Raw genomic sequence first — 13,119 nt, forward strand, 5'->3', positions numbered from 1 at the left:
TATTAATCCGTGTCATAATCAAATTCGATCCTATACTTCATAGTCTGATGGTTAAAAATTATTGTTGCGATACTCATCAAATTAGCGCCCACATTAGCCATGCTAAGCCACGAGCTGCACAAACAACAATATAATCGCTATATGACGTGGAAAGTCTCACAAAATTAATACAATGATAGGGATATGCTGGTATGAATCAATCTAATGATAAAAAGACTCAAACCTTGCTAACTCAGTTACAGCATATTGTTGGCGCGCGCTATTTATTGACTGGCGAACGACAGACTGAACGTTATCGTACCGGTTTTCGATCAGGAGCGGGTTCTGCCCTCGCTGTCGTATTTCCTTCTACATTGTTACAGCAATGGCAATTATTGCAGGTCTGCATAGCTGCAGACACTATCGTTATCATGCAAGCAGCGAATACCGGGCTGACCGAGGGATCGACGCCCAGCGGAGATGATTACGACCGCCCTATTGTTATATTGAATACATTACGTCTCAATCAAATTCAGTTACTCAATAATGGCAAACAGGTTATTGGCTTTCCCGGTAGCACCTTGAATCAACTGGAAAAACGCTTGAAACCTTATGACCGAGAACCCCATTCAGTCATTGGTTCTTCCTGCATCGGTGCTTCTGTTATCGGCGGCATCTGTAATAACTCAGGCGGCTCATTGGTTCAAAGAGGCCCTGCCTACACGGAAATGGCACTATTTGCGCAAATAGATGCACAAGGTAAGTTGCAATTAATTAATCATCTAGGAATTAATTTAGGCAATACACCTGAGGAGATATTACAGCGTTTAGAACGGGGAGAATATCAGGCCAGTGATATTGATCAAGGGACACAGCAAGCATCTGATCACGAATACGCTACGCGTGTGAGAGATATTGATGCGTCCACTCCATCCCGTTTTAATGCTGACCCAAGACGCCTATTTGAAGCGTCTGGATGCGCGGGTAAATTGGCGGTGTTTGCTGTTCGTCTGGATACATTCCCCAATGAAAAACAGCAGCAAGTTTTTTATATCGGCACCAACCAGACTCAAGTATTAACAGCACTGCGGCGTGCTATTTTACGTGACTTCAAACATTTACCTATTGCTGGTGAATACATGCATCGTGACATTTTTGATATTGCAGAGGTGTATGGCAAAGATACCTTTATCATGATCAACAGCATGGGTACTAACAATATGCCGCGTTTCTTCACCTTAAAAGGCAAAATTGATGCGCGCTTGAGCAAAGTTCCTTTCCTGGTCGACCATTTAACTGACCGGGTCATGCAAGGTTTTAGCCAGGTACTTCCCAACCATTTGCCAAAGCGGATTAAGAGTTATCGTAATAGATATGAACATCACTTGATGTTGAAAATGTCAGGAGAAGGAATTACTGAGGCTCAACAATTTTTAAAGGAATTTTTTGCTACGGCAGAAGGTAACTTTATTACCTGTACTGCCGATGAAGGTAAAAAAGCCTTCTTGCATCGTTTTGCTGCGGCCGGAGCTGCCGTTCGTTATCATGCAGTTCATGCCGATAAAGTTGAAGATATTCTAGCGCTGGATATTGCTCTGCCGCGTAATGAAGAGCAGTGGTTTGAAATTCTACCGCCTGAAATAGATCAATGCCTGGTCGCTAAACTCTATTATGGCCACTTTTTGTGCCATGTTTTTCATCAAGATTATATTGTGAAGAAAGGAATAGATACGCACGCCTTAAAACAAAAAATGTTGGCTATCCTGAATGACAAGGGTGCGGAATATCCAGCCGAGCATAATGTCGGTCACCTCTATATCGCTAAACCTGCATTGAAAGCCTTTTATCAGCAGATAGACCCAACCAACAGTTTGAACCCAGGGATTGGCAAAACGTCGAAACTTAAATATTGGCAAACAAAATAACTTTCCTGGAAACGGATCTTGTATGCATCAAAATGAATTAAGCATTATCCGAATTGCTACAACATACCGCATGAAATCTGCCAGACAAACTATAGTCATAGTCTAATGCCAACTAAGGTTGGTATGGCTAGCGAATGCTATTTTTCATCTTGAGGCTGGGAGAAGATATGAAAATAATACTGTGGATTATTGCAATCATTTTTATTGTAGGATTACTGACCATTACTGGCGTATTTAAACTAATTTTCTGATTTTATCAGTAATATGAGCACTATTTATCAAAAAATATAGGCAGAATTTGCCAGTCGCTTACAAATTCTGCCTTTCAATTGCCAACGCTGTATTTATTCAGATACCTGAGCTAATCGGCTTTGAGCATCTTTTTGCTGACGATAGCTTTTTGCAGCGCCAGGGATAGGTGCAGCCTTACCTGTTTCCATCCAACTGCGCAGGCGGTTTGCATCAGCGAAATGGGTATATTTACCAAAAGCGTCCAAAACAACCAATGCAACAGGGCGATTGCCAATCACGGTGCGCATTGCCAAACAGTGCCCTGCCTGATTGGTAAAACCAGTTTTAGTTAACTGAATATTCCATTTATCGTTATAAACCAAGTGGTTAGTATTACGGAAAGGCAACGTATAATTTGGTTCACGGAATGTTGCCATTTTCTCGGTTGTGGTACTTAGCTGGCCAATGAGTGGATATTGCTTGGTCGCTATCAACAATTTAGTGAGGTCGCGTGCTGTCGAAACATTATTAATCGAAAGACCAGTGGGTTCGACATAGCGCGTTTTGGTCATTCCTAGTGATTTAGCTTTTGCATTCATCGCCTTAATAAATGCGTTATAACCGCCGGGATAATGATGAGCCAGACTTGCTGCGGCACGGTTTTCTGACGACATGAGAGCCAGCAACAACATATCTTTGCGGCTAATCTCACTGTTCACTCTAACTCGTGAAAATACGCCTTTCATTTCTTTGGTTTGATGGATATCGACTGAAATAATCTCATCAAGCGGTAATTTTGCATCTAATACCACCATTGCTGTCATCAGCTTAGTGATGGATGCGATCGGCACGACCTCATCTGCATTGTTGGCATAAATCACTTTATTCGTTTGTAAATCAACCACCATAGCGCTCCCCGAGGCCAGCTCAAGAGGGGCTTTACCTTTAACTTCACTGGCTCCACCACTCGCTATCGCGGCAGGAACAACACTGATACTGGTAGCTAAAAGCAAGAAACTTAATAGTGCAAAACGGATTTTCACATGCATGTTCATCAGCTTAAATAGGTTATCTGGAGCCATTGTGGTTGATCTGGCGCATTATAAATTACAGCAATGCACTGCGCACCACACATTCTTAAAATGATTGTTACAAAGATTAAAACTGCCTAATCGCTACTCAGCGGTAAACATTTACGTAAGTAAATACAGCCAACTTCAATATTAGTCTATAATGCCAACAGAAATATTCAGATAAACCTAATTAACAGGTGTTTATATGGGAACGACAATTTTTGGTATTCTTTTCGGTGTATTTTTAATCGCGGCTGGTTTAGCGGACATTCATGATGAAAATCTGGCATCTCTGACATTTTGGGTGGATGCCTTGCTGATTTTTGTTGGCGCAGTATTCCTATTGGGCATTGCGAAGTTTATCGGCCGAAAGAAAAAGTGAACGGGGAAAGGTAGAATGTAATTATTATTTCGTAACTAATCATTTGCATAAAATGGTCATAATGAGAAGGATCTTATTGATGAAAACTTTAGTTAATACATCTATATTGTTTATATGTTCGACTGTAGGAGTGAGTGCTGTATCCGCCAATGAAATTACCCTATGGCGCGAGCCAGCCCCTATTGTAAAAGAGGGAAGATATTACAGCCTGATTGTTGACCGTGGTGAACTACAGAAGGCTGTTAAAGATAGCAATAATGAGTATCTCTTTGCCGAAAAAGGTAATTCTACCAAGCCATTAGTATTAATTGGCACCCCTATTGAAGTTTCAGAATTTCTGATTAAAAACCAAACTCGTGGCATTGAAAATCATATTAAAGAACTGCCTGATATTTATATGGGTATTACCGATTATGTGCCACGGCAGCGATTTACCGGCTTATTTCCACTACATGATTTATTGAGTAAATCGGTCGAGCAAATATCAATATTTCTACCTGGCTCGGTGGTAACTGATACCGCAGGTATTCCTGTAGATATAAAAGAAATGTATGACGTTATTAAAAAGCTAAAACATCAGGAAAAAGCTGATGGTAAGCTACTTTACGTAAAATTCAGTTATCTCCCGGAAGAAGGGATGAAAAAAGTGGGCAAGAAAACGATCAGCTTCGGCAAAGTCCTTAAACAGATGCAGGACAAAAAACAATAAATTCACAGGAAAATACGCCGTTGCCAATATCTTTAGCTGGTTTATAGGCAACGGTATTTAGTCAGACTTATACTCGAATACGAGTAATCGCTAATGCAATATCTTTTGAGGTTTTTAATGCGCGGATTTCGCTGAATAGATCCGTGGCTTCCGCATATTCTTTGCGTAAATAACCTAACCACTGTTTGATGCGGGCAACATGATACAAACCCGTATCGCCCTGCTTCTCTAATTGCACATACTTTTGCAGCAGTTTGACCACTTCCGGCCACGGCATACGCGGCTCGTTATACTTCACTACACGGCTCAAATTCGGCACATTCAGTGCACCACGGCCTAACATCACAGCATCACAACCCGTGACTTTCATGCACTCTTGTGCACTCTGATAATCCCAAATTTCTCCATTAGCAATCACCGGTATGGCCAGGCGTTGGCGAATTTCACCTATTGCCTGCCAGTTAATACGTTCTGCCTGGTAGCCATCTTCTTTGGTGCGGCCATGCACCGCTAATTCCGTTGCACCTGCTTGTTGCACCGCATCAGCAATTTCAAACTGGCGATCACCCGAATCCCAACCTAAACGAATCTTTACCGTTACGGGCAGATGGGCCGGAACAGCTTCACGCATCGCTTTCGCGCCTCGATAAATCAGCTCGGGATCTTTTAACAATGTGGCCCCACCACCACTGCCGTTAACCAATTTAGAGGGACAGCCGCAGTTTAGATCCACACCGTAAGATCCCAGTTCAACTGCTCGAGCTGCATTTTCCGCTAACCACTGCGGATATTGGCCTAACAATTGGATACGCACCTGAGTGCCAGACGAGGTTCGGCTCTGTTGATGAAGTTCAGGGCAGAGGCGGTAGAATGATTTTGTAGGCAATAGCTGATCGACCACCCGTAAGAACTCGGTGATACAAAGGTCGTAATCATTGACTTCACTAAGAAGCTCGCGCACCAGTGAGTCCAATACCCCTTCCATTGGTGCCAGTATTACCCGCATATCATTTATCCTACTTCCTTATTTCAACCACAGTATAACGGTAAAAAAGACCGGCAATGATACGGGGCAAGCCGGGGTTAAGACAAGGAATAACCCTGTAATGGCATGGATACAGATGAAAAAAAACCGCCTCCAAAGAAGCGGTTTTATCAACGAATACAGTTTAACTTATTCGCCTGGATTACGACTACGGCCACGAGAAGATGGGCCTGCCGGGCGACGTTGACCATCAGCCTGGCTACGTGGGCGGCTGGTGCGGCTATCGCCACGGCCTGCTGCTGCGCCACCATTTTGTGGGCGGCCTGTACTGCTACCACGGCCCATACCAGGACGTTGTGCTCCGCGACCTTGACGACCATTTTGAATCGGATCAGCTTTAATGCTTGGGTCCGGCTCATAGCCATCCAGCGCAATGCGCGGGATTTCACGTTTCAGTAAGCGCTCGATATCACGCAACAGTTTATGTTCATCAACACAAACTAAAGAAATCGCTTCACCAGTACGTTCTGCGCGGCCAGTACGGCCAATGCGGTGCACGTAATCTTCCGGTACGTTTGGCAGTTCATAGTTAACCACATGAGGTAACTGATCAATATCCAAACCGCGGGCGGCGATATCAGTAGCGACCAGTACACGGATTTTGCCGTCTTTAAAATCAGCCAATGCACGAGTACGCGCGCCCTGACTTTTGTTACCGTGAATAGCGGCGGCAGTAATGCCGTCTTTATTCAATTGTTCAGCCAAATGGTTAGCGCCATGTTTGGTGCGGTTGAACACCAATACTTGCTGCCAGTTACCTTCGCCAATCATCTGAGATAACAGCTCGCGCTTGCGGTTTTTATCCACAAAATGAACGCTTTGTGCAATTTGTTCAGAAGCGGTGTTGCGACGCGCCACTTCAACAGAAGCAGGGTTATGCAACAGCTTGCTAGCCAAACCTTTAATCTCATCAGAGAAGGTGGCGGAGAACAGCAAGTTCTGACGCTTGGCTGGCAGTTTTGCCAAAACACGGCGGATATCGTGAATAAAGCCCATATCCAGCATACGGTCGGCTTCGTCCAGCACCAAAATCTCAATCTTGGACAAATCAACAGCGTTCTGATGTTCCAGATCCAGCAAACGGCCTGGGGTGGCGACCAAAATATCAACACCACCACGCAATTTCATCATCTGTGGGTTAATGCTAACGCCACCAAATACCACCAGCGAACGCAGCTTCAGGTATTTGCTGTAACTCTGGACGTTTTCGTCAATCTGCGCAGCCAATTCGCGAGTCGGCGTCAAAATCAACGCGCGCACCGGGCGACGGCCTTTAATTGGCTGTTGGTTCTGACTTAGCAGTTGCAACAGTGGCAAGGTGAAACCAGCGGTTTTACCCGTACCGGTTTGTGCGCTGGCCATTAAATCACGGCCTTCCAGTACCACAGGGATTGCCTGACGTTGAATTGGTGTCGGCACAAGGTAGCCCTGCTCTTCAACAGCACGCAGGATGTCGGCGTTTAAACCGAGAGAATCAAATGACATATTACGAGAAGCTCCAGATCTTCCCAATCCCGGCGATATCGTCAGGTGCAGTTTCAAGGGAAGATTATCAGACGAGGCATGAATTGAGGCATTACCACGAGGATTGGCACAAACTGCAGTGCACCATTGCGGCTGATTATAACAGATGTTTAGCAGGAAAAGGGATATTTACACGTTTCTTAAGATTTTTATTAACTCAAACATCAAGAAAATTGATTAATTTCTGGCGATTAACTCACTTATGCTCACAAAAACAGAGCTAATTCCGGCCATAACTTTACATATTCCCAGCAGCAGCCTAAAGTTAATCATATGATTGATTTATTATTTAGCTATTACTATTATTAGCACAAATTTTATTCATCTCTCCCCAGCAGGGGAATTGTACTGAGTTTGGAGCCTATGTCCCATTCCACACCTCACAATCTGACACCAGCAATACCTGTCACCTCTCGGGGTGAACAAGCCCGTCAGCAACTGATACAAGCGGCGACCGAGTTGTTCGGTGAACAGGGTTTGAAAGGGGCTACTACCCGTGAGATTGCTCAGCGGGCCGGCCAGAATATTGCCGCGATTACTTACTACTTCAATTCCAAGGAAGGTCTGTATCTGGCGGTGGCGCAACAAATTGCAGATTTTATTCAGCAGGCTTTTGCGCCACTGGCGCAGGAAATTGACCAGTTTCTGCTACTGCCGAGCCAGGAGCAAAGCCCGGAACAGCAATTGCATTATATCCGACGCGGATTATTAGAATTCAGTCACTTAATGACACAGCCAGAAACGCTGAATCTCAGCAAAATCATGGCGCGGGAGCAACTCTCCCCCACTGATGCATATCTGTTGATTCATGCTCAGGCCATTGCGCCTTTACACCAAAAACTGAACCTATTGCTGGCGGCATTCATTGATGCCGATGCAAATGCCACAAAAACCATTATTCATACACATGCATTAATTGGTGAAGTTCTGGCTTTCCGTATGGGGCGAGAAACTATCCGCAGACAAGCCGGGTGGCTGGAAATCGGTGAATCTGAAAGTGAGATGATTAATCAAGTACTTATCGAACATATTGACCTATTGCTTTATGGGCTGCGGGCTAAAACATTAGGGTGAAATCACTGACCTTGTTGTCATAAAAATCGGTAACAGATAGGGAGCATTATGAATCGCAAGAAGATTATAGTGGCCGTCGTTATTGTCGCTCTGTTGGCGGCTATAAGTTACGGATGGAGTTATTATCGCCAACAACAAGACGCCACATTGACCTTATACGGCAATGTCGATATTCGTACCGTCAATCTGGGCTTCCGGGTCGGTGGTCGGCTGGCCTCTCTCGCGGTGGATGAAGGCGATAAAATTCAGCCGGGTGAAGTGTTAGGAAAACTGGATGATGGCCCTTATGTCAACGCCCTCAAACAAGCGCAGGCGAATGTACAAAGTGCACAAGCTCAGTTAGCGTTACTCAAAGCGGGCTATCGGGAGGAAGAAATTGCCCAAGTCAGGTCTGAGGTTTCCCAGCGCGAGGCTGCATTCAGTTACGCTGACAGCTTCCTCAAACGCCAACAAGGGTTGTGGGCCAATAAAGCCACTTCAGCTAATGAATTGGAAAATGCCCGTACCGCACGTAATCAGGCGCAAGCCAATCTGCAAGCATCGAAAGATAAACTGGCTCAATATTTAAGCGGTAATCGCCCGCAAGAAATTGCGCAAGCCGAAGCAAATCTGGCGCAAAGTGAAGCTGAATTGGCACAAGCCCAGCTCAACTTGCAAGATACTACCCTACTCTCTCCTTCTGGCGGGACAGTACTGACACGTGCAGTTGAGCCTGGCACCATTCTATCTGCCAGCAACACCGTCTTTACGCTCTCTCTGACTGATCCTGTTTGGGTGCGGGCCTATGTCAGTGAGCGTCATTTGGGCCAAGCGATCCCTGGGACTGAGGTCGAAGTCTTTACCGATGGCCGCCCAAATAAGCCTTATCACGGCAAAATCGGTTTTGTTTCACCGACCGCCGAATTTACCCCTAAGAGTGTGGAAACGCCGGATTTACGCACCGACCTGGTTTATCGCTTACGTATCATCATCACCGATGCCGATGAGTCGCTGCGCCAGGGTATGCCGGTCACTGTCCGCTTTGTACAACCTTAAGGTGGTATGAGCTATGAATGGCATCCAGCATCTTATTACTTTGGAAGGTGTCGAAAAATCCTTCCCCGGACTGGAGAGTCCTGCCGTTGCCAGCCTGACCACTGAAATTCGCAGTGGAGCAGTCACCGGTTTGGTCGGGCCTGACGGTGCCGGTAAGACCACGCTGCTACGGATGTTAGCAGGGTTGCTCAAACCCAGTCATGGCAAACTGACAGTTGTGGGTCTCGACCCGGTGGAAAATGATCGCCAGTTGCATTCAATCCTCGGTTATATGCCACAAAAATTTGGATTATATGAAGATTTAACGGTGATGGAGAACCTGACGCTGTATGCCGATTTACGCGGTGTTACCGGTGAGCAACGCCGCCAAACATTCGAGCGTCTGCTGACTTTTACCGATTTGACCCGCTTTACTGAACGGCTGGCGGGCAAACTTTCTGGCGGTATGAAGCAAAAACTGGGGCTGGCTTGTACCTTGGTTGGCCAACCGAAAGTCTTGTTACTTGATGAGCCAGGCGTGGGAGTCGATCCCATCTCACGCCGCGAGTTATGGCGTATGGTTCATGAGTTGGCGAGTGACGGCATGCTTATCCTGTGGAGTACCTCCTATCTGGATGAAGCCGAGCAATGCCGCGAAGTTTTGCTGCTCAATGAAGGGAAGTTGCTTTATAGCGGTGCGCCGCAGGAACTCACTCAGCGGATGAGTGGCCGAACTATTTTGGTCGCCGCCCAAACTGGAACTAACCGCAAATTATTACAGTACGCCTTGACGTTACCGCAGGTCAGTGATGGGGTTATTCAGGGAAAATATGTGCGATTGATCCTCAAACCAGAAGTGGATCACGGCCAGGTATTATCCCTGTTAAATCAACCTAATGGCAAAATCATGGAGGCCGAACCGCGCTTTGAAGATGCCTTTATTGACTTGCTGGGCGGCGGCCCGGCCAGTGAGTCTGCTTTGGCAAAAATCATGCCCAAAGTCGAAGGCAGTCATGACGAAACAGTAATTGAAGCCCAAGAGTTAACCAAGAAATTTGGTGATTTCGCCGCCACCGATCATGTGAATTTTCAGGTAAAACGCGGCGAGATCTTTGGCTTACTCGGGCCGAATGGCGCCGGTAAATCGACCACATTTAAGATGATGTGTGGTTTGCTGGTTCCCAGCAGTGGCAAGGCATTGGTACTGGGTATGGATCTGAAAACCAGTTCAGGTAAAGCACGCCAACATTTGGGTTATATGGCGCAGAAATTTTCACTGTATGGCAACCTGACAGTGGAGCAAAACCTGAAGTTTTTCTCAGGTGTTTATGGCCTACAGGGTAAAACCCAGCGCGATAAAATTGCCGATATGACGTCAGCATTTAATTTCACGCCGATTCTCAAACAAACACCCGATTCACTGCCGCTTGGGTTCAAACAGCGTCTGGCGCTGGCATGCGCCCTGATGCATGAACCAGACATCCTGTTTCTGGACGAGCCAACCTCCGGTGTTGACCCTCTCACTCGCCGTGAGTTTTGGTTGCATATCAATGGGATGGTCGACAAGGGTGTGACGGTCATGGTCACCACTCATTTTATGGATGAAGCGGAGTATTGTGATCGCATCGGCCTGGTTTACCGCGGCAAAATCATCGCCGCAGGCACACCAGATGAGCTAAAGCAGCAAGTCGCTACTGATGAAAATCCGAATCCATCAATGGAAGAAGCATTTATCGAACTGGTCCTGCGCTATGACCGGCAAAACGATAAGGAGCAGCAATCATGACCGAGCCACATGATTTCCATGTAAATAAATCGCCGGTAAATGAGAGTGAAACTTATCAAGACACCGGATTCTCCTGGCGTCGCTTACGGGCGCTGTGCAATAAAGAAACCCGGCAAATTCTACGTGACCCAAGCAGCGGGCTGATTGCTTTTGTCATCCCCCTCTTGTTGCTGTTTATATTTGGCTACGGCATCAATCTGGATTCGAGCAAGCTGCATATTGGCATTTTGATGGAACAGCAGAGCCAACCCGCGCAAGATTTGGCTAACGCCTTCGCCAGTTCGCCCTATATCTCGCCACAAATTAGTGATAACCGTCAGGCACTGATTCAGGCGATGCAGGCCGGTAAAATTCGTGGGCTTATTGTGATTCCCAATGACTTTGCCGAGCAACTTGCACGGCCTGAGAGTAAAGCCCCAATTCAGGTGATTACTGATGGGAGTGAGCCAAATACAGCCAACTTTGTGCAAGGCTATGCTCAAGGTGTGTGGCAAATATGGCAACAGCAACAGGCGCAAAATCTGGGGCAAAAGAATGATCCGTTAATAGAGATTCAAGTGCGTTATTGGTTTAACCCTGCTGCCATCAGCCGACATTTTATCATTCCAGGTGCCATCACTATTATCATGACAGTGATTGGCGCGATCCTGACATCCTTGGTGATCGCCCGCGAATGGGAGCGCGGCACCATGGAGGCGTTACTGTCGACTCAGGTCACGCGCAGTGAATTGTTGTTGTCGAAACTTATCCCCTATTACGTGCTCGGCATGGTCGCTATGACGCTATGTATGGTGGTCGCGGTGTTTATCCTCGGTGTACCTTATCGTGGCTCATTGTGGATATTGTTTGTCATGACCAGCTTGTTCTTAGCCAGCACACTGGGCATGGGGTTATTGATTTCGACTATCACCCGCAACCAGTTTAATGCTGCTATGGTGGCATTGAACGCCGCATTCCTGCCCGCGGTTATGCTGTCTGGATTTATTTTCCAAATCGACAGTATGCCAGCCGTTGTCCGCGCCGTGACCTATATCATTCCTGCCCGCTATTTTGTCAGTAGCCTGCAAACTCTGTTTTTGGCGGGGAATATCGGTACCGTTTTGGTGATTAACCTATTGTTCCTGATCGCATCAGCCGTGGTCTTTATTGGCCTGACAGCTTGGAAAACTCATCGTCGATTAGATTAAGTCGTCGACTCGATTAGCAGAAGGGAGTTGGCAATGTTTCATCGCCTCTACACATTGATTATTAAAGAGCTGCAGTCGCTGCTACGTGAACCGCAAACCCGTGCAATATTAATCATGCCAGTGATATTGCAGGTGATCTTATTCCCATTTGCCGCCACATTAGAAGTGACCAATGCCACTATCGCCATTTACAGCGAGGATAGCGGTAAGGCCTCGGTCGAACTCACTCAGCGCTTTGCTAAAGCCGAAGCCTTTTCTCACGTCTTGCTACTGCACAGTCCGCAAGAGATTCAGCCCGTCATTGATAATCAGAAAGCGCTGCTGTTGATTCGCTTTCCTGAGCAGTTCAGTGCGGATTTGGCCAATGGTAAAATGACTCAGCTACAACTCGTACTAGATGGGCGCAATTCCAACAGTGCTCAGATAGCGGCAAATTACATTCAGCAAATCGTGCAAGAGTACCAATTAGAATTGACTAAGGGGCAAGTTAAGCCCAATAACAGCGAGTTAGTGATTCGAAACTGGTATAACCCGAACTTGGATTACAAATGGTTTGTAGTGCCTTCATTGATTGCAATGATTACAACTATCGGCGTACTGATTGTGACGTCGCTGTCAGTGGCGCGAGAGCGAGAACAAGGCACGTTGGAGCAACTTTTGGTTTCGCCACTGACAACCTGGCAGATTTTTATCGGCAAAGCGGTTCCGGCACTGATAGTGGCCACATTCCAGGCCACCATCGTGTTGTTTATCGGGATATTTTTCTACCAAATTCCTTTTGCAGGGTCACTGGCACTATTCTACGGCACTATGTTGCTCTACGGCCTGTCGCTGGTCGGTTTTGGCTTATTGATTTCATCGCTATGTTCCACTCAGCAGCAAGCATTTATTGGCGTATTTGTCTTTATGATGCCGGCGATCCTGCTTTCTGGTTATGTCTCCCCAGTGGAGAACATGCCCATCTGGCTGCAAAACATCACGTGGATCAATCCTATCCGCCACTTTACTGACATCACCAAACAGATTTATCTCAAGGATGCCAGTTTCGATATTATCTGGCACAGCTTGTGGCCGCTGTTGGTGATAACTGCCACGACAGGTAGTGTGGCGTATGGAATGTTTAGACGGAAAATTGCGTAACGGATTTAATCGTTAGCACTGTATATCCGCTCACTAAAAAGCAAAAAGGA

At 46.3% G+C, this 13,119-nt stretch carries 12 protein-coding genes; 9 read left to right on the forward strand and 3 right to left on the reverse strand.

The annotated features are described in order from the left end of the window. Positions 1-191: 191 nt before the first annotated feature. Positions 192-1,904: a D-lactate dehydrogenase gene (gene dld, locus FTB31_RS08620; RefSeq protein WP_077174808.1), complete on the forward strand. Its 1,713-nt coding sequence runs from the start codon at positions 192-194 to the stop codon at positions 1,902-1,904. Positions 1,905-2,071: 167 nt separating this feature from the next. Further along, on the forward strand, positions 2,072-2,155 hold the full coding sequence (locus FTB31_RS21630) for a small membrane protein YohP (RefSeq protein ID WP_017346848.1): 84 nt from the start codon (positions 2,072-2,074) through the stop codon (positions 2,153-2,155). A gap of 93 nt (positions 2,156-2,248) precedes the next feature. Here FTB31_RS21630 and pbpG read toward each other — a convergent pair whose 3' ends face one another. Beyond that, positions 2,249-3,184, reverse strand: coding sequence for a D-alanyl-D-alanine endopeptidase (gene pbpG, locus FTB31_RS08625; RefSeq protein ID WP_077293650.1), 936 nt, complete (start codon positions 3,182-3,184; stop codon positions 2,249-2,251). Between the two features lie 229 nt (positions 3,185-3,413). On the opposite strand from pbpG, the gene FTB31_RS08630 reads away from it, so the two are divergent. Continuing rightward, positions 3,414-3,590, forward strand: a complete 177-nt coding sequence (locus FTB31_RS08630; protein WP_004391528.1) for a hypothetical protein — start codon at positions 3,414-3,416, stop codon at positions 3,588-3,590. A 79-nt stretch (positions 3,591-3,669) separates the two neighbouring features. Further along, positions 3,670-4,299 (forward strand): hypothetical protein, encoded by a 630-nt coding sequence (locus tag FTB31_RS08635; RefSeq protein ID WP_175631681.1) that lies wholly within the window; start codon positions 3,670-3,672, stop codon positions 4,297-4,299. Positions 4,300-4,366: 67 nt separating this feature from the next. Here the strand turns inward: FTB31_RS08635 and dusC are convergent, their stop codons facing one another. Together dusC and rhlE are read right to left on the reverse strand one after the other, a co-directional pair. After that, complete coding sequence (gene dusC / locus FTB31_RS08640; protein WP_077174805.1) at positions 4,367-5,305, reverse strand: tRNA dihydrouridine(16) synthase DusC; 939 nt, start codon at positions 5,303-5,305, stop codon at positions 4,367-4,369. A 168-nt stretch (positions 5,306-5,473) separates the two neighbouring features. After that, positions 5,474-6,829, reverse strand: coding sequence for an ATP-dependent RNA helicase RhlE (rhlE, locus tag FTB31_RS08645; protein WP_050075137.1), 1,356 nt, complete (start codon positions 6,827-6,829; stop codon positions 5,474-5,476). A 402-nt stretch (positions 6,830-7,231) separates the two neighbouring features. On the opposite strand from rhlE, the gene cecR reads away from it, so the two are divergent. The 5 genes from cecR to FTB31_RS08670 are packed head-to-tail and all read left to right on the forward strand — an operon-like array spanning position 7,232 to position 13,069. After that, a complete protein-coding gene (cecR, locus tag FTB31_RS08650; protein ID WP_050075136.1) occupies positions 7,232-7,942 on the forward strand; it encodes a transcriptional regulator CecR in 711 nt (236 codons plus the stop codon). A gap of 48 nt (positions 7,943-7,990) precedes the next feature. Further along, positions 7,991-8,977 carry a secretion protein HlyD gene (hlyD, locus tag FTB31_RS08655; RefSeq protein ID WP_050075135.1) on the forward strand — a complete coding sequence of 329 codons (987 nt, stop codon included), beginning with the start codon at positions 7,991-7,993 and terminating at the stop codon, positions 8,975-8,977. Between the two features lie 13 nt (positions 8,978-8,990). Further along, positions 8,991-10,742 carry an ATP-binding cassette domain-containing protein gene (locus FTB31_RS08660; protein ID WP_227731285.1) on the forward strand — a complete coding sequence of 584 codons (1,752 nt, stop codon included), beginning with the start codon at positions 8,991-8,993 and terminating at the stop codon, positions 10,740-10,742. Further along, entirely contained in the window at positions 10,739-11,929 is a 1,191-nt protein-coding gene (locus tag FTB31_RS08665) for an ABC transporter permease (RefSeq protein ID WP_005168097.1), read from the forward strand. The genes FTB31_RS08660 and FTB31_RS08665 overlap by 4 nt, the downstream gene beginning before the upstream one ends. Positions 11,930-11,962: 33 nt before the next feature. Further along, positions 11,963-13,069, forward strand: coding sequence for an ABC transporter permease (locus FTB31_RS08670; protein WP_005168094.1), 1,107 nt, complete (start codon positions 11,963-11,965; stop codon positions 13,067-13,069). The last annotated feature ends 50 nt before the right edge of the window (positions 13,070-13,119 follow it).

Origin of the sequence: Yersinia proxima, from assembly GCF_902170785.1 — a bacterium.
Classification (GTDB): domain Bacteria; phylum Pseudomonadota; class Gammaproteobacteria; order Enterobacterales; family Enterobacteriaceae; genus Yersinia; species Yersinia proxima.